The sequence below is a fragment of the Escherichia sp. 10290 genome (genome assembly GCF_030295155.1).
GTDB classification, from domain to species: domain Bacteria; phylum Pseudomonadota; class Gammaproteobacteria; order Enterobacterales; family Enterobacteriaceae; genus Escherichia; species Escherichia coli_F.
Window position 1 is genome coordinate 1,061,145 of record NZ_AP025741.1, and the last position, 16,664, is coordinate 1,077,808.

Consider the following 16,664-nt stretch of genomic DNA (forward strand, 5'->3'; position numbering starts at 1 on the left):
ATGGAAGACGAAACGTTGGGATTTTTTAAGAAAACATCTTCATCTCATGCTCGCCTGAATGTGCCTGCGCTGGTGCAGGTGGCGGCGCTCGCCATTATTATGATCCGTGGCCTCGACGTGCTGATGATTTTCAATACGCTGGGCGTGCGCGGTATTGGCGAGTTCATTCATCGCAGTGTACAAACCTGGAGTTTAACACTGGTCTTTTTAAGCAGCCTGGTGCTGGTTTTCATTGAGATCTGGTGTGCGTTTTCACTGGTGAAAGGGCGTCGCTGGGCGCGCTGGCTGTATCTGTTGACACAAATCACGGCCGCCAGTTATTTGTGGGCGGCTTCGCTGGGGTATGGTTATCCGGAGCTGTTCAGCATTCCCGGTGAATCAAAACGTGAAATCTTCCATAGTCTGATGCTGCAGAAGTTGCCGGATATGCTCATCCTGTTGCTACTGTTCGTTCCCTCGACCAGTCGGCGGTTCTTCCAGTTGCAATAATGTGTATAATCGTCGCCCCTGATGATGTGAAGGTCAATGTATGCAGTGCGCACTTTACGACGCGGGTCGCTGTCGTTCCTGTCAGTGGATAACGCAGCTGATTCCAGAGCAACTCTCCGCTAAAACCGCCGATCTTAAAAATCTGCTCGCCGACTTTTCGGTTGAGGAATGGTGCGCGCCGGTGTCAGGCCCGGAGCAAGGGTTTCGTAATAAAGCCAAAATGGTGGTGAGTGGTAGCGTTGAAAAACCACTGCTCGGTATGCTGCATCGCGACGGCACACCAGAAGACCTTTGCGATTGCCCGCTTTATCCTGCCTCATTTGCGCCCGTTTTTGCGGCGCTAAAACCGTTTATCGCCCGTGCGGGGCTAACCCCCTACAATGTGGCGCGTAAGCGTGGCGAACTGAAATACATTCTGCTGACTGAAAGCCAGAGCGATGGTGGCATGATGCTGCGCTTTGTACTGCGTTCCGAAACCAAGCTGGCACAACTGCGTAAGGCGCTACCGTGGTTACAGGCACAACTGCCGCAGCTGAAAGTTATTACCGTCAACATTCAGCCGGTACATATGGCGATTATGGAAGGGGAGACGGAGATCTACCTGACCGAACAACAGGCGCTGGCAGAGCGTTTTAATGACGTACCGCTGTGGATCCGTCCGCAAAGTTTCTTCCAGACTAATCCGGCGGTCGCCAGCCAGTTGTACGCCACCGTGCGCGACTGGGTACGACAGCTGCCGGTTAAACATATGTGGGATCTGTTCTGCGGTGTGGGGGGCTTTGGTTTACACTGCGCGACGCCTGACATGCAGTTAACCGGGATCGAAATTGCGCCAGAGGCCATTGCCTGTGCAAAGCAGTCAGCCGCTGAACTGGGCTTAACGCGTTTACAATTTCAGGCGCTGGACTCCACTCAGTTTGCCACCGCTCAGGGGGAGGTGCCGGAGCTGGTGCTGGTTAACCCGCCGCGCCGCGGCATTGGTAAACCGCTGTGTGATTATCTTTCAACGATGGCTCCGCGTTTTATCATCTACTCCAGCTGTAACGCCCAAACGATGGCCAAAGATATCCGCGAACTGTCAGGTTATCGTATTGAACGGGTACAGCTTTTTGATATGTTCCCGCACACCGCGCACTATGAAGTGCTGACACTGTTGGTGAAGCAATAAAAAAGCCGCGGCTGCGGCTTCAGATTGCTGATAAGGTGCGCGTTGTTCATGTCGGATGCGGCGTGAGCGCCTTGTCCGGCCTGCAAAATCTTGCTAAATCAATGCATTGCAGGGTAAATGTAGGCCTGATAAGCGTAGCGCATCAGGCAATCTTACTTTTGTCATCAGTCCCGATTACTGCGGGAACCACTGGTCATTGATTTTCTGATACGTACCATCTGCTTTAATCGCTGCCAGTGCGTTATTCAGTTTTTCCAGCAGGGCTTTATTATCCGGACGTACAGCGATGCCCAGACCGGTGCCGAAGTACTGCGGGTCGGTTACTTTCTCTGTTGCAACGCCCAGCTGTGGATTGGTTTTCAGCCATTCATTAACCACCGCTGTGTCACCAAATACCCCATCAATACGACCATTTTTCAGGTCGATAAAGGCATTTTGATAACTGTCATAGGATACAGTTTTTACTTCCGGGTGTTGATCCTGAATATATTTCTGGTGCGTTGTACCGTTTTCCATCCCAATGCGTTTGCCTTTCAGGTCGGCAAACGTTTTGTAGGTATCTTTTTTGGCAATCACAACAGCTGAGTTTTCGTAGTAGGGCGTGGTAAATGATACCTGCTTGCTACGCTCCGGCGTGATATCCATACCGGAGATAACGGCGTCATATTTTCTGAATTTCAGTGACGGGATGAGGCTGTCGAAAGCGTGATTGGTAAAAGTACATTCTGCCTGCATCTGTTTGCATAACGCTTTTGCCAGGTCGATATCAAAGCCGACAATCTCATTATTAGCACCTATAGATTCGAAGGGAGGATAGGTCGCTGATACGCCGAAATTGATTTTCTCTGCGGCAGAAGCGCCGAATGCACAGGATGAAAGTAAAGCGGCAAGAACTAACTTTTTCATGATGGAACTCCCGTCTGTCAATCTTATGATTTTTGGCCGTGTCTGCGGCATGAGATAACAATGCCATCAAGTGAATTTATATGCAATAAATATGATTAAATAATTCGTAATAAATAAAAAAAGACGGACAACTTAGTAGGTTGCCCGTCTTTATTATCTTAATCTATGCACTATGTAGGCCGGATAAGGCGTACACGCCGCATCCGGCATAGGCACCGTGCTGGTGTCTGATGCGACGCTGGCGCGTCTTATCAGACCTACAAATCATCCGGCATCAGCATGCAGCCATGTCAATTCCGTCGCTCGAACGCCAGCGCTTTACGCTCGATCAGACGCATCATCAGTGTCAGCAGGCCGTTCACAACCAGGTAAATAATCCCCGCCGCACCGAACACCATGACATCGTAAGTGCGCCCGTACAACAACTGGCTGTAACCCATCACTTCCATCAGCGTAATGGTGTAAGCCAGAGAGGTACTTTTAAACACCAGCACAACTTCGTTGGAATAAGAAGAGAGTGAGCGTTTAAAGGCATACGGCAGCAGGATCGCCAGCGTATCTTTTTTGCTCATCCCCAGGGCGCTACAGGACTGCCACTGACCTTCCGGGATTGCACGAATTGCACCGTAAAATAGCTGCGTGGTATACGCCGCACTGTTCAGCGACAACGCAATCAGCGCGCACAACCACGGTTCTGACAACAGATGCCACAGTACCGGATACTCCTGCAACGTCGGGAACTGGCCTGGACCGTAGTAAATCAGGAAGATCTGCACCAACAGCGGCGTACCGGTAAACAGCGTGATATAGCCCCGCACCAGCCACACCAGCACCGGCGTTTTCAGCGTCAGGATGATGGTAAAAATCAACGCCAGAATCAGTGCCACAATCAGCGAGGCAACGGTTAGCGTCAGGCTGGTGTGCAGCCCTTTCATCAGTTCGGGTAAATACTCAAACATTAGCTGGGCCTCCGCTCAAAACGTGTCGCGCGCAGGTCAATGCGTTTGAGAATGTACTGACTGAGCAAGGTAATCACCAGATAGATCGCTGCTGCCACAATGTACCAGGTAAACGGCTCCTGAGTACGAGTGGCAATGCTTTTAGTTTGCAGCATTAAATCATTCACACTTATCAAACTGACCAGCGCGGTATCTTTCAGCAGTACCAGCCACTGGTTACCGAGACCAGGCAGCGCATGACGCCACATCTGCGGCATCACCAGGCGGAAAAAGATAGCCGATTTCGACAGCCCCAGCGCCTGACCGGATTCCCACTGGCCCACCGGCACCGCTTTCAGTGCGCCACGCAGGGTTTGCGAGGCATAGGCGGCATACAGTAGCGACAGGGCGATAACCCCACACAGGAACGGGCTAACGTCGAAGTTCTCAATGTCCATCTGCACCGGGATCTGTACGATCCCAAGATTGATGGTGAAGCCATCCGAAAGCGTCAGCAGTAACTGCGAGGAGCCAAAATAGATAAACAGCACCACCAGAATTTCTGGCAGACCGCGCAGAATCGTCACCAGTGCTGAACCTACCCACGCGACAGGACGCCATTTTGCTGACTCCCACACCGCAAAGAACATCGCCAGCGCCAGTCCGACAATCAATGCACAAACGGCAAGGCCGACGGTCATCCCGGCGGCGCTTGCTAAAGGAAAAAATTCATTCATCAGGTATTACTTCTGGAACCATTTGTTGTAGATGGTTTCGTAAGTGCCATCTTTCTTCACTTTTTCCAGCGCAGTGTTGAATTTCTGCTGCAGTTCAGTGTTGCCCTGACGTACCGCGATGCCGAGGCCAGTACCGAAGTAATCTTTATCGGTCACTTTGTCGCCGACAGCCGCCAGTTTCGGGTTATCTTTCAGCCATTCGGTTACCACTGCGGTGTCACCAAAAACGCCGTCGATACGACCGTTTTGCAGATCGAGTTTCGCGTTCTGGTAGCTATCATAAGGAACCGTGGTGATTTCCGGATGTTTATCCATAATGAATTTCTGGTGCGTCGTCCCGTTCTGAACGCCGACTTTTTTGCCTTTCAGCTGATCAACGCTGGTGTATTTACCTTGTTGACCCACAAACAGGGCAGAGTTGTCATAGTACGGCGTGGTAAACAGCACCTGCTTTTCACGCTCCGGGGTGATATCCATGCCAGCCATCACCGCGTCTACGCGACGGAATTTCAGGCTTGGGATCAGGCTGTCAAACGCCTGGTTAGAGAAAGTGCAGGTCGCATCAATCTCTTTACACAATGCCTGCGCCAGGTCGACGTCAAAACCAACGATCTGGTTGTTTGCATCCATTGATTCAAACGGAGGATAGGAGGCTTCGGTGGCAAAACGAATAGTTTCGGCAGCTGTGGCGGAAAGACTAAAACCTGCAATTAACGCGGCAATCAGAACTTTTTTCATTGTTGTTATCCCGAATCTTAGTGAGAGAGATAGTTTTTAAATGCTTCGGTTTGCGGCTCGGTAAAGCAGCGCGCGTCGCCTTGTTCTACGATATGACCATTTTCCATATACACCACACGGCTGGCGGTTTTACGCGCCACTTCCACTTCGTGGGTGACGATCACCTGGGTAATATTGGTTTCTGCCAGCTCACGAATGATGCTGACGATTTGTGCCGTAATTTCCGGGTCCAGCGCGGCGGTCGGTTCATCGAACAGCAGTACCTGCGGTTCCATCATCAACGCACGCGCAATAGCAACACGCTGCTGCTGACCACCAGAAAGATGCAGCGGATAGCGATCACTGAAAGGTTTCAGGCGCAGACGTTCCAGCAATTTTTCTGCACGGGCCAGCGCCTGATCTTTACTCAATCCCAGTACACGGCAGGGCGCTTCAATCAGGTTTTGCTGCACGGTGAGGTGCGGCCACAGGTTGTATTGTTGAAACACCATACCGACGTTACGACGCAGATCGCGAATCGCTTTGTCTGAGGGCGTTTTAGTGAAATCGAAATGGTTGCCTGCAATGTTGAGCGTACCGGAGCGCGGCATCTCAAGCAGATTGAGTACACGCAGCAGCGAGCTTTTACCCGCGCCACTGGGGCCAAGTAACACCAGCGTTTCGCCCTGTGGGCAATCCAGCGTGATATCGAACAGCGCCTGATGCGCGCCGTAAAAGCAATTAATGCCGTTTAATTGAATACTCATTGACACTCGTATACTGGCAGTCTGATAGCTATTGAGGTCGAAGATAGTACCTTTGACAGAATAATTATGCAATATTTATGCTTTAAAAGTTAAAAGCAAAGCGCATTATTCACTAAACATAGCACAAAATAACGGGGGCGGTGGGCGGCGAGCATAAATGTCGGCATTCCTCGCGAAATGCCGGACAATTTACGGGGGTTATTGGTTGATCAAGGCGTTAGCGATTCTCGATTGACTGACGGAGTGTACCTGCTGTGGCATGAACGCTACCGCCTAAGTAACGAACATCGTCGATGACCCAACACTGGCCTTCCTGAATCATTAACACTTCATCCTGCCAGCCCTGGTCACCCTGTTTGAGATCCACGCGCAAAGGAATGTTACGGGCATCACGATTAGGGATAGTAGATGCACTGGCAACGTGGGCGCTGTCTGGCAAGGTGGTTCGACTGGAGAACGGATCGCTGCTTAACAATTCACGATGACTATTATCGCGGCTGGCATCGCTAAGTAGGGTTGCCAGTTTGTCACTCAAATAGGGGCGCAGAGCGGTAATGTCATTGCTGCGATGTTGAATGCGGTAGTCATAGAATTGTTGAGCCACGCTGTCAGGTCCACCCTGGACACAGGAACCGGTGCGGGGGCCGTTATCTTTATAAGCTGGCGTGACGGTGGTACAGGCACTCAGCAGCAGTGCACATGGAATAAGTAGAGATAGTGAACGGTAGCGCATAATCATTTCCTTATTGGCTTGCTTTATTGGCTTGCTTTCTGCGTCACACTATGACCAAAAACAATCAGATTATTTAATACATTGTTTTTTATACAATTCTGAAACAATCTGAAGACCCGATTAGGCTTAAGTCCATTGCTGGCTCCCCATTCAAGGTTGATCGTAGCTGACTTACTTAAATTACCCAAACAATAGACAGTGTAAACCATTTGTGAGGCTGAGCGTGTTATAAGACTGAAATGATCATTTAAGGTAAATATGATAGTTCTGAAACGCTGGTATAAATCCTGCTGTAGAAGTTAAGAGCATCTGCAGGAAGCCAGCTGCACATTTATAACGCATGATAGGTGACCAAGATTCTTTTCTATTATTGACAAAATTTTAACATATGATGATAGGCCCTAAGATTAAGATGATTGCAAAAATCACAATGTATGTTTGAAATGAGCGAAATTTGATAGTCCCAGCTTTAACTTTCGATAATATTATTTTTGTTACGGTTGTGAGTGAAGAATATAAGCTTATTTAGCTAATGGATTTGAGTTAAGAATAATATAATTTTTTTTCAATGCGCCATTAATTAATATGAATATAGAATGTGTTGTGACTTTATGTTTATAAAGCACAGGGAGTACAGTGTGTTATCGTTTTTTTGGGTGATTTTTATATGATAAATAATGTCTCTGAACAATCGTCATCATTTCTAAGCACACAACCGAATCAAAGTGATAATCTCATGGCCTCGCTGAGGGAATTTTTTACCATATTAAAATCCAGTCATAAGGATGAGTTATCTACATGGGACACCATCTACTTGAATCTAGTATTAGCAATAAATGCTGATAGTGAAACTATTAAAAATGATATGTCGCTCGGTAACATTATATATTCAGCAAATAATTATTTTAATTCTTTTTTTAGTAGTGCTTTCGAAACTGGTACTAAAACATACCTTGGTACATCACAACACAATGAGGTTGAAATAAAAACTGGCAATGAAATAATCACCATTGGGGTGCGAAGTAAAGTCAGCGGAAAAATGGAAAGACAAGAGTTTCTTTTTCCTCTGCATTACGAAAATAAACTGCAATGTGAATTGGAGAAGAATTTTACTATTGATTCTTATCCATTGTTATATAGGTATACCCTTGGTTGTAAGATCGCGAATGCGATCTTTGAAAAAGTATACAATCGAATTGTATTTAATAAGGAACAATATATAACAATTATAAAAGACGCATTTATTCATTTCTATGATTATAGCAGGCGATATACAATGAGTGAGGATATCGACAAAGAGTCCGTTATAAATACCATTGCATTGATGAGCACCTTTTGTAACAGTGATAATACATCAGGTGAAATTTTCAGTGATGATATTGCTCTTGAAGACTCATCTGAACCTGACCTAAATGTAGAACATACAATAACGCTTGGTTTTGCTAATGACGATCTTAAGTTTAATCCAATTACTTATTCGGAAGTATTAACACGATTTTACGCCTTTCAAAATATTGTATTTAATCTGTGTCCGGCAATGCATTCATCGCATTACAACGATATTTGTAGTGTAAGTGTGGATATGACAAAAGGCAAGCAATGCATGATTCACTTGATGGTCAATGAAGAGGTTTTCATGTCTCTTCCAACCCCTATCACAACTATGGCACGTGAACATGATAGTAATTTAGTCAATCTAAAAACGCTACTCAATGATGGTTGTTTTATTAAATATAGTCATTTTGATGCTGTGGGTTTAATGAAGAAAAACTTAAATCATCTGTATTTATCACATTCTCTTGTAAATGAAAGTATATTGAAGGGATGTTGTTTTGAGAACGGCAGTTTAGGTGATGTTAAGATAACAAATAGTAATTTAACGAAAAACGTATTCAGTAACTTTACGTTTAGAGCGACTAAAATTAATAATGTAAATGCTCATTCTTCAAAATTTGTCCATTGCCATTTTTACAGTGTTGATATGATAAGAGTTAATCTCTATAAATGTCTTTTTCATGAGTGTAGTATGCATGATGTCAAGATAAAACCATGGTTACCAGTAAAATGGACAAAAGAATTAATAAATGATTATTTGTATGGTTGTTTACTATCACTTTACTCTATCTGTGTAAGGGATATATTTAATATGACCGTTGGGAATAACGTAAAGGTTACAGCGGATGCTTTCATTGAAATCCTTTACTCTCTAAAGAATAAATATTGTATTAAGCTATTAAGCGCTCAGGATCGGGCATTTATTTACGAATTTGCAAAAATGATCTTTGCTTATATTAATGATAGAAGTCTTGAGGTTACATTACTTTCATGTTTTGCGGAGACCGATCAAACAAGAATTCAGAGGTATATTCCTCAGCCTCAAGATGCGGAAAAATTTTGGAATAATTTACAATATAAGGTGACTCTTCCCATTCATTAATGTTGCAGGTACAACATAATATAGCAGGTCAGCGCTATCCCATAATGAAACCAATATCGGGTTAGGAGACGGGTAATCGTAAAGGCATATGCGCTTGTTTTTGACACAATGAGATGATTTCCTAAACTGATCAAAACCTTCTTCCCAACATGGCATATCAGCCCGATAATGCTTTGAGATCGAAGGATTAGCAAACAAGGAGATCGATCATGCAATTTTCTACAACCCCAACTCTGGAAGGCCAGACCATCGTCGAATATTGCGGTGTGGTGACAGGCGAAGCGATTTTAGGTGCCAATATTTTCCGTGATTTCTTTGCCGGTATCCGCGATATCGTTGGCGGACGCTCCGGGGCTTATGAAAAAGAATTGCGTAAAGCGCGGGAGATTGCCTTTGAGGAACTTGGCGATCAGGCGCGGGCGTTGGGGGCCGATGCCGTAGTCGGTATTGATATCGACTACGAAACGGTCGGGCAAAACGGCAGTATGCTGATGGTTAGCGTCAGCGGTACGGCGGTGAAAACGCGTCGATGAGAAGAGTCTTCTGGCTGGTCGCCGCCGCTCTGTTACTGGCAGGGTGTGCCGGCGAAAAAGGCATTGTCGAGAAAGAGGGATATCAGCTTGATACCCGACGCCAGGCGCAGGCGGCGTATCCGCGCATTAAAGTGCTGGTGATCCACTACACCGCAGATGATTTTGATAGCTCGCTGGCGACACTGACCGATAAACAGGTCAGCTCGCATTATCTGGTCCCTGCTGTGCCACCGCGATACAACGGTAAACCGCGCATCTGGCAACTGGTGCCGGAACAGGAACTGGCCTGGCATGCGGGGATTAGCGCCTGGCGCGGGGCAACACGCCTTAACGACACCTCTATTGGCATTGAGCTGGAAAACCGAGGCTGGCAAAAATCGTCGGGGGTGAAATATTTTGCTCCGTTTGAACCGGCACAGATACAGGCGCTCATCCCCCTGGCGAAAGATATTATTGCCCGTTATCACATCAAGCCGGAAAACGTAGTGGCGCATGCGGATATTGCGCCGCAGCGCAAAGACGATCCGGGGCCGTTATTCCCCTGGCAACAACTGGCGCAGCAGGGGATTGGTGCCTGGCCGGATGCGCAACGGGTGAACTTTTACCTTGCCGGGCGCGCGCCGCACACACCGGTAGATACCGCATCATTGCTGGAACTGTTGGCGCGCTATGGTTATGACGTAAAACCTGATATGACACCGCGCGAGCAGCGGCGCGTGATTATGGCGTTCCAGATGCATTTCCGCCCGACGTTATACAACGGCGAAGCGGATGCAGAAACTCAGGCGATTGCCGAAGCGTTGCTGGAGAAATACGGGCAGGATTAGCGCGGCAGTTTTCCGTGGTCGCGTAGCCAGGCGGCAGTTTTCTCGATACCTTCATCCAGGGTGAGGACTGGTTGATAACCTAACTCTTCCTGCGCACGCGTAATATCCAGCGTAAAGTCAAAATTCAACTTGGAGACGCCGTAGTGGGTCAGGGGCGGCTCTTTTGCTGACTTGCGGCCTAAACGCTCCATGCTGCGGGCGATCATATCCAGCATCGGGTAGGGGACGGAACGAATACGACAGTCAATATTCAACTCGTCGATCAGCTTCTGCACGATGCTGCGCAGTGTGCGATGCTCGCCGTTGGTGATGTTGTACACACGCCCGGAAGGTAGCTTATCGCAGGCTTCCTGGCTTGCCAGCCACATGGCGTGCACGGCATTTTCATAGTAGGTCATATCGACCAGCGCACTGCCGCCGTGCGGTAACAGAATGCTGCCGTAGTGGTGCATCATATGCGCCAGACGGGGGATAAAGACTTTATCGTGTGGTCCGAACAGACTTTGTGGGCGCAGAATAGTAAAGCGCGTTTGTGGATTCGCCTGCGAAAGCATATTGATCACTTCTTCGCTGGCTGCTTTGCTACGGGCAAACTCGTTAGCGAAGCGGTGTGGGCGAAAATCTTCTTTAATATCGCGATGGTGGTGATAATCGAAGTACAGGGAGGGGGAAGAGATATGAATAAAGTTACGTACTCCCCAGGCGACAGCCCATTCACCCAGACGGCGAGTGGCGCGAACGTTAGCCAGATCGAAAGCCTGTTGTGTCCCCCACGGAGAGGTAAAGCTGGAGCAGTGCCACAACGTATCAATGCCTGCGAGCATCACTTTAGCTTGTGATGAGACCAGCTTGGTCAGATCCGCTGGAACAAACTCTGCGCCCATTTTTTCCAGCAATTTACCCATTGCCTCGTTGCGACCGGTCGCACGCACGCTGATGCCTTTCTGGCATAAAAACTCTACCGCGTTTCGACCTAAGCCGCTGGTGGCGCCGGTAACCAGTACCTTCATATCAATCCACTGTTGTTGAGAAAATGACGTGCGCATTCTTCCGTGATTTCCCCCATGATGCAATGGGAAACATGAAAGAATAACGCAGGTTTTGTCGATTAATCTGTGCTTTGTTCTGCCAGTCTGGCGATTCGTTTTGCCATTCCGCGAAAAATAAACAGATGCGCGGGGATCATCAATAACCAGTAAAACAGCCCCGGCATACCGTGCGGATGCCAGAATGCGCGAACATCGATAGTACGATAGTCACCTTTATCTTCCAGGGTAAAACACAGTCGTCCCAGCCCCGGCGCTTTCATGCCAAATAACAGCGTAAGTTGTTTTTCCGGTTCAACGACAATCACTTTCCAGCTATCCACCGCATCTCCGGTCTGCAAATATTCACGCTCCGGGCGGCCTTTCGCCAGCTTATGACCGATTGCGCGGTCCATCAACGCCCGGGTTTGCCACAAAATATTGCCAAAGAAATAACGCTCTTTACCGCCGATTTGATTCACCACCTGCCATAAAGCCGCAAGGCTGGCAGAAGTTTTAACGGTAAACCCTGCCTGTTTGGCGAAATAGCCATACTCCGGTCGCCAGCGGGCAAAGGCCTGAGTGTCGTATCCCCAGTCGCTGGAGTTGACCAGTTTTTCTTCTTCTTTCAGGGTGCGACGTACCGCGTCATCGAAAGCGATCAGCCGTTGTGGAATGAGTGCACGTAGCGCGGTGTCATCAGCCAGCAGATCGTGTTTCAGTCCCTGAATCAACGCTTTGGCGGTGGTTGACGGTACGGAGGTAATCACATTAAGAAACCACACCGAGATCCAACGGGTGGGAAAGGGGATGGGGATTAACCAGCGGTGCTTACCGCTCACCGCCATAAAATGTTCAAACTGTTGCTGATAACTGAGCACCTCTGGTCCGGCGGCTTCGAAGATGCGGTGTTCGCTGGCCGGATGATCTAACAGCGCCACCAGATAGTGCAGCAAGTTTTCCAGCGCGATGGGCGTGGTGCGTGAACGAACCCAGCGTGGCGGCGTTAACACTGGCAGGTTGTAAACCATATCGCGCATGACTTCGAACGCCGCTGAACCTGCACCAACGATAATTCCGGCGCGCAATTCGGTCACTGGGACACCCGCTTCACGAAGAATATCCGCCGTAGCCTGACGGGCGCGCAGATGGTCCGACTGCTCGTGAGGCGGGGCCTGCAATGAACTGAGAAAGATTAATTGTTTAACCGGTGCTTCGCGCAGCGCATCGCGGACGTTAAGAGCTACCTGGCGTTCCTGAGCGATAAAATCGCCGCCTTCGCCCATGCTGTGCACCAGAAAATAGACGGTATCGATATTCTGCAACAGGGCCGGAAGGTTATCCGGCCAGCTGAGATCGACTTTATGGCAACTGACGTTTGCCAGTTGCAGCTTTTCAAGCCTGTCGACGTGACGTGCCGCCGCCAGGATCTGATGCCCTTGTTGGCTAAGCGCGTGCACCAGATGCTGACCAATGTAGCCACTGGCACCGAGAACTAAAATGCGTTGCGGCACGTCTCTCTCCTTAACGCGCCAGGAAAGCGCGCCAGTGGGCTGCGACTTCTGCCAGTTGTTCACGCGAGACATCGAGATGGGTTACCAGGCGGACAATCGGCGAGGCGTTAATCAGTATGTTTCTCGCTTTCATGTATTCGCCTAACGCGGCAGCATTTTCTTGTCCGACGCGGACAAACAGCATATTGGTGTCCTGGCGCATGACATCCGCGCCTGCTTCACGCAGTTGCTCCGCCATCCAGGCGGCGTTATCGTGGTCTTCCTGCAAGCGTGCAACGTTATTTTTCAGCGCATACATTCCGGCTGCGGCCAGAATCCCGGATTGACGCATCCCGCCGCCAGTCATTTTCCGCCAGCGGATGGCGCGTTTAATGTAATCACGATTACCGACAAGTAATGAACCGACTGGCGTACCAAGACCTTTCGACAGACAAATGGTGAACGAATCACAATATTGCGTGATCTCTTTCAGTTCGCAGCCGTAAGCCACCACGGCATTAAAGATGCGCGCACCGTCAACATGCAGCGCCAGATTGTGCTCGCGGGTAAAATCCCATGCTTCTTTTAAGTATTCACGCGGCAATACTTTGCCGTTGTGGGTGTTTTCCAGACTGAGTAATTTGGTGCGGGCAAAGTGGATATCGTCGGGTTTGATTTTCATCGCCACTTTATCCAGCGGTAGCGTACCGTCGGCGTCAGCATCGATAGGTTGCGGTTGAATGCTGCCCAGTACCGCAGCGCCGCCGGCTTCGTACAGATAATTATGTGCAGTCTGCCCGACAATATACTCTTCGCCGCGTTCGCAGTGACTGAGCAGAGCGACCAGGTTGGCCTGAGTGCCGGTAGGCAGAAAAATGGCGGCTTCTTTCCCGGAAAGCTCTGCCGCATAGTCCTGCAGAGCATTAACGGTAGGGTCGTCTCCGTAAACGTCGTCCCCAACCGGGGCGGCCATCATTGCTTCGAGCATGGCGCGGCTCGGTCGGGTAACGGTATCACTGCGTAAATCAATCATGGCATGTCCTTATTTATGACAGGAAATGCCACCCTTTTTACCTTAGCCAGTTCGTTTTCGCCAGTTCGATCACTTCATCGCCGCGTCCGCTGATGATTGCGCGCAGCATATACAGGCTAAAACCTTTGGCTTGTTCGAGTTTGATCTGCGGCGGAATGGCTAATTCTTCTTTCGCAACCACCACATCCACCAGCACCGGGCCGTCGATGGAGAATGCGCGTTGCAGGGCTTCATCGACTTCAGACGCTTTTTCCACGCGAATACCCGTAATGCCGCACGCTTCAGCAATGCGGGCAAAGTTGGTGTCATGCAGTTCGGTGCCGTCAGTCAGGTAGCCACCAGCCTTCATCTCCATCGCCACAAAGCCCAGCACACTATTGTTAAAGACGATAATTTTTACCGGCAACTTCATTTGTACCACTGAGAGAAAATCGCCCATCAACATACTGAAACCGCCATCACCGCACATGGCGACCACCTGTCGTTCCGGCTCGGTTGCCTGCGCGCCCAGCGCCTGAGGCATGGCATTAGCCATCGAACCGTGGTTAAAAGAACCTAACAGGCGGCGTTTTCCGTTCATTTTCAGATAACGTGCCGCCCATACCGTAGGTGTGCCAACGTCACAGGTAAAGATGGCGTCATCGGCAGCAAAATGGCTAATTTGCTGCGCCAGGTATTGTGGGTGAATCGCTTTCTCACTCGGTTTAGCTAAATCGTCCAGCCCTTTGCGGGCATCGCGGTAATCTTCCAGCGCTTTATCCAGAAATTTGCGATCGGTTTTTTCTTCCACTAAAGGCAGCAATGCACGCAGAGTCGATTTGATATCACCGACCAGTGCCATATCCACCTTACTGTGTGCGCCGATGCTGGCTGGGTGGATATCAATCTGAATAATTTTGGCATCGGTCGGGTAGAACGCACGGTAGGGGAATTGGGTGCCGAGCAGCACTAACGTGTCGGCGTTCATCATGGTATGAAAACCTGACGAGAAGCCGATTAATCCCGTCATTCCGACATCATACGGATTATCGTATTCGACATGTTCTTTACCGCGCAGGGCATGAACAATTGGCGCTTTAATTTTTCCGGCAAACTCGACGAGCTCTTTATGCGCCCCCGCGCAGCCGCTACCGCACATCAGGGCGATATTGCTTGAGTAACGCAGCAGTTGCGCCAGTTTGCGTAACTCTTCCTCTTCTGGGGTGACGACTGGTTGTGGCGCATGATACCAGTGCGTGGTTGCCCCTTCCGGAGCCGGTTTTAACGCCACGTCGCCCGGTAACACGACAACGGAAACGCCACGGTTTAGCACCGCTTTACGCATAGCAATCGCCAGCACTTGTGGGATCTGCTCCGGGCTGGAAACCAGCTCGCAATAATGGCTACATTCGCGGAATAACTCTTGCGGGTGGGTTTCCTGGAAATAGCCGCTGCCAATTTCGCTGGAAGGGATATGAGCGGCAATTGCCAGTACCGGAACGTGATTACGGTGACAATCGAACAAACCGTTGATTAAGTGCAGGTTGCCAGGTCCGCATGATCCGGCGCAGACTGCCAGTTCTCCGCTAAGTTGGGCTTCAGCGCCAGCGGCAAAGGCCGCCACTTCTTCATGACGGGTGGGCATCCACTCGATGGTGCCCATGCGATTAAGACTGTCGCTAAGACCGTTCAGAGAGTCGCCAGTCACTCCCCAAATGCGTTTTACCCCTGCTGATTCGAGTGTTTTGGCGATATAAGCTGCAACCGTTTGTTTCATGGTTCTCCATCTCCTGAATGTGATAACGGTAACAAGTTTAGTTCATCTGACGGAGGGGGATGGGGTGGGAGAAAAATGAGGCACTAACGGTTAAACTGCCCGATGACAGGTATATCATCGGGCATAATACGATTATGCGAGAACCAAATCCCCCTGCGGATGGCAGGAGCAGGCCAGTACATAACCTTCTGCGATTTCGGCGTCGGTCAGCGTCATTGTGCTACTCACCGTATATTCACCGGAAACTACTTTCGTCTTACAGCAGCCGCAAACGCCTGCACGGCAGGCGGCGACAACCGGAACTTTGTTGCTTTCCAAAGCCTCCAGCAGTGTGGTGCCAACAGGTGCGTAAAATTCTTGCGCCGGTTGCAGTTTGGTGAATTTCAGACCGCTGGTTGCTGCTTCCGCCACTGGCGTAAAGAACTTCTCTTTAAAGAAACGCGTCACGCCGAGCGCTTTCACTTCCTGTTCTACCCAATCCATATACGGAGCCGGGCCACAGGTCATCACAGTACGAGAGGCTAAATCAGGAACGCTTGTCAGCAGTTCACGTGTCAGACGCCCGGCAACGAAACCCTCGGTAACGTTATTTTCCGCCACCAGTGACACCGGATAGTCACGCCATTCATCGGCGAAAATAACATCCTGCGGCGTACGCACGTTGTAGATCACCTGCACATCCGCCTGCGGGCGATTTTTCGCCAGCCAGCGACGCATCGACATAATCGGTGTGACGCCGCAGCCGGCTGCCAGCAACAGGAATTTATCTTCTGCTTTATCGTCGCAGGTAAATTCCCCCATCGCGTCCGAAAGCCAGAGGTAGTCACCGCGTTTTACATCGCGGGTCAGCCACTGGGAACCGACACCGTCATCAATCCGTCGCACGGTCAGAGTGATGTATTCACTCACGCCTGGCGTGGAGGAAATGGTGTAAGCACGCAGCGTTTCCGCTGAGTTACGCACGCTGACCAGCGCATATTGCCCGGCGCGATACGGGTAGTAATCGTGGCAAATCAGGGAAATCGTCCACACATCCGGCGTTTCTTGCGTAATGTGATGAACCTGCATCCGCCACGGGCATTGATTGGTTGGCATCGTCATCGAC

16 protein-coding genes are annotated in these 16,664 nt (G+C 49.6%); 5 read left to right on the forward strand and 11 right to left on the reverse strand.

What is annotated here, in order from left to right; all coding sequences use genetic code 11:
- Positions 1-489 carry a YbjO family protein gene (locus QUE74_RS05060; protein WP_000389258.1) on the forward strand — a complete coding sequence of 163 codons (489 nt, stop codon included), beginning with the start codon at positions 1-3 and terminating at the stop codon, positions 487-489.
- 40 nt (positions 490-529) lie between these two features.
- Complete coding sequence (rlmC, locus tag QUE74_RS05065) at positions 530-1,657, forward strand: 23S rRNA (uracil(747)-C(5))-methyltransferase RlmC (RefSeq protein ID WP_286331902.1); 1,128 nt, start codon at positions 530-532, stop codon at positions 1,655-1,657.
- A 174-nt stretch (positions 1,658-1,831) separates the two neighbouring features.
- Here rlmC and artJ read toward each other — a convergent pair whose 3' ends face one another.
- The 6 genes from artJ to QUE74_RS05095 form a co-directional block, all read right to left on the reverse strand.
- Positions 1,832-2,563, reverse strand: coding sequence for an arginine ABC transporter substrate-binding protein ArtJ (gene artJ, locus QUE74_RS05070; RefSeq protein WP_001354873.1), 732 nt, complete (start codon positions 2,561-2,563; stop codon positions 1,832-1,834).
- 290 nt (positions 2,564-2,853) lie between these two features.
- Entirely contained in the window at positions 2,854-3,522 is a 669-nt protein-coding gene (gene artM / locus QUE74_RS05075) for an arginine ABC transporter permease ArtM (protein ID WP_000464495.1), read from the reverse strand.
- A complete protein-coding gene (gene artQ, locus QUE74_RS05080) occupies positions 3,522-4,238 on the reverse strand; it encodes an arginine ABC transporter permease ArtQ (RefSeq protein ID WP_001001703.1) in 717 nt (238 codons plus the stop codon). Before artQ ends, artM begins: the two co-directional genes overlap by 1 nt.
- Before the next feature lie 6 nt (positions 4,239-4,244).
- Positions 4,245-4,976, reverse strand: a complete 732-nt coding sequence (gene artI / locus QUE74_RS05085; RefSeq protein WP_000756580.1) for an arginine ABC transporter substrate-binding protein ArtI — start codon at positions 4,974-4,976, stop codon at positions 4,245-4,247.
- A gap of 17 nt (positions 4,977-4,993) precedes the next feature.
- On the reverse strand, positions 4,994-5,722 hold the full coding sequence (artP, locus tag QUE74_RS05090) for an arginine ABC transporter ATP-binding protein ArtP (protein WP_000027198.1): 729 nt from the start codon (positions 5,720-5,722) through the stop codon (positions 4,994-4,996).
- A gap of 217 nt (positions 5,723-5,939) precedes the next feature.
- Positions 5,940-6,455 carry a lipoprotein gene (locus QUE74_RS05095; protein ID WP_001270657.1) on the reverse strand — a complete coding sequence of 172 codons (516 nt, stop codon included), beginning with the start codon at positions 6,453-6,455 and terminating at the stop codon, positions 5,940-5,942.
- A gap of 667 nt (positions 6,456-7,122) precedes the next feature.
- Here QUE74_RS05095 and QUE74_RS05100 point away from each other — a divergent pair.
- From QUE74_RS05100 to amiD, 3 genes are all read left to right on the forward strand, one after another.
- Positions 7,123-8,892 carry a pentapeptide repeat-containing protein gene (locus tag QUE74_RS05100; RefSeq protein ID WP_001354874.1) on the forward strand — a complete coding sequence of 590 codons (1,770 nt, stop codon included), beginning with the start codon at positions 7,123-7,125 and terminating at the stop codon, positions 8,890-8,892.
- 209 nt (positions 8,893-9,101) lie between these two features.
- Positions 9,102-9,425 carry a heavy metal-binding domain-containing protein gene (locus tag QUE74_RS05105; protein ID WP_001160731.1) on the forward strand — a complete coding sequence of 108 codons (324 nt, stop codon included), beginning with the start codon at positions 9,102-9,104 and terminating at the stop codon, positions 9,423-9,425.
- Positions 9,422-10,252 (forward strand): N-acetylmuramoyl-L-alanine amidase AmiD, encoded by an 831-nt coding sequence (amiD, locus tag QUE74_RS05110; RefSeq protein WP_001255174.1) that lies wholly within the window; start codon positions 9,422-9,424, stop codon positions 10,250-10,252. The genes QUE74_RS05105 and amiD overlap by 4 nt, the downstream gene beginning before the upstream one ends.
- On the opposite strand, the gene QUE74_RS05115 is transcribed toward amiD, so the two are convergent.
- The 5 genes from QUE74_RS05115 to hcr all read right to left on the reverse strand — a co-directional run bounded on the left by QUE74_RS05115 (position 10,249) and on the right by hcr (position 16,660).
- Positions 10,249-11,262 (reverse strand): 3-beta-hydroxysteroid dehydrogenase, encoded by a 1,014-nt coding sequence (locus QUE74_RS05115; RefSeq protein ID WP_001360532.1) that lies wholly within the window; start codon positions 11,260-11,262, stop codon positions 10,249-10,251. The genes amiD and QUE74_RS05115 overlap by 4 nt on opposite strands.
- A gap of 98 nt (positions 11,263-11,360) precedes the next feature.
- Entirely contained in the window at positions 11,361-12,791 is a 1,431-nt protein-coding gene (locus QUE74_RS05120; protein ID WP_001136502.1) for an SDR family oxidoreductase, read from the reverse strand.
- A 10-nt stretch (positions 12,792-12,801) separates the two neighbouring features.
- Positions 12,802-13,803, reverse strand: coding sequence for a low-specificity L-threonine aldolase (gene ltaE / locus QUE74_RS05125; RefSeq protein ID WP_000566412.1), 1,002 nt, complete (start codon positions 13,801-13,803; stop codon positions 12,802-12,804).
- 37 nt (positions 13,804-13,840) lie between these two features.
- Positions 13,841-15,559, reverse strand: a complete 1,719-nt coding sequence (gene poxB, locus QUE74_RS05130; RefSeq protein ID WP_000815334.1) for a ubiquinone-dependent pyruvate dehydrogenase — start codon at positions 15,557-15,559, stop codon at positions 13,841-13,843.
- A gap of 132 nt (positions 15,560-15,691) precedes the next feature.
- Positions 15,692-16,660 carry an NADH oxidoreductase gene (hcr, locus tag QUE74_RS05135; protein ID WP_000178669.1) on the reverse strand — a complete coding sequence of 323 codons (969 nt, stop codon included), beginning with the start codon at positions 16,658-16,660 and terminating at the stop codon, positions 15,692-15,694.
- Positions 16,661-16,664 lie beyond the last annotated feature (4 nt).

Bases quoted from the DNA above. Each gene is read 5' to 3' on its own strand.
- rlmC (WP_286331902.1), top strand. From the start codon at position 530: ATGCAGTGCGCACTTTACGACGCGGGTCGCTGTCGTTCCTGTCAGTGG.
- artM (WP_000464495.1), bottom strand. From the start codon at position 3,522: ATGTTTGAGTATTTACCCGAACTGATGAAAGGGCTGCACACCAGCCTG.
- QUE74_RS05105 (WP_001160731.1), top strand. From the start codon at position 9,102: ATGCAATTTTCTACAACCCCAACTCTGGAAGGCCAGACCATCGTCGAA.
- artJ (WP_001354873.1), bottom strand. From the start codon at position 2,563: ATGAAAAAGTTAGTTCTTGCCGCTTTACTTTCATCCTGTGCATTCGGC.
- ltaE (WP_000566412.1), bottom strand. From the start codon at position 13,803: ATGATTGATTTACGCAGTGATACCGTTACCCGACCGAGCCGCGCCATG.
- QUE74_RS05060 (WP_000389258.1), top strand. From the start codon at position 1: ATGGAAGACGAAACGTTGGGATTTTTTAAGAAAACATCTTCATCTCAT.
- artP (WP_000027198.1), bottom strand. From the start codon at position 5,722: ATGAGTATTCAATTAAACGGCATTAATTGCTTTTACGGCGCGCATCAG.
- amiD (WP_001255174.1), top strand. From the start codon at position 9,422: ATGAGAAGAGTCTTCTGGCTGGTCGCCGCCGCTCTGTTACTGGCAGGG.
- QUE74_RS05100 (WP_001354874.1), top strand. From the start codon at position 7,123: ATGATAAATAATGTCTCTGAACAATCGTCATCATTTCTAAGCACACAA.
- artQ (WP_001001703.1), bottom strand. From the start codon at position 4,238: ATGAATGAATTTTTTCCTTTAGCAAGCGCCGCCGGGATGACCGTCGGC.
- QUE74_RS05115 (WP_001360532.1), bottom strand. From the start codon at position 11,262: ATGAAGGTACTGGTTACCGGCGCCACCAGCGGCTTAGGTCGAAACGCG.
- hcr (WP_000178669.1), bottom strand. From the start codon at position 16,660: ATGACGATGCCAACCAATCAATGCCCGTGGCGGATGCAGGTTCATCAC.
- QUE74_RS05095 (WP_001270657.1), bottom strand. From the start codon at position 6,455: ATGCGCTACCGTTCACTATCTCTACTTATTCCATGTGCACTGCTGCTG.
- poxB (WP_000815334.1), bottom strand. From the start codon at position 15,559: ATGAAACAAACGGTTGCAGCTTATATCGCCAAAACACTCGAATCAGCA.
- artI (WP_000756580.1), bottom strand. From the start codon at position 4,976: ATGAAAAAAGTTCTGATTGCCGCGTTAATTGCAGGTTTTAGTCTTTCC.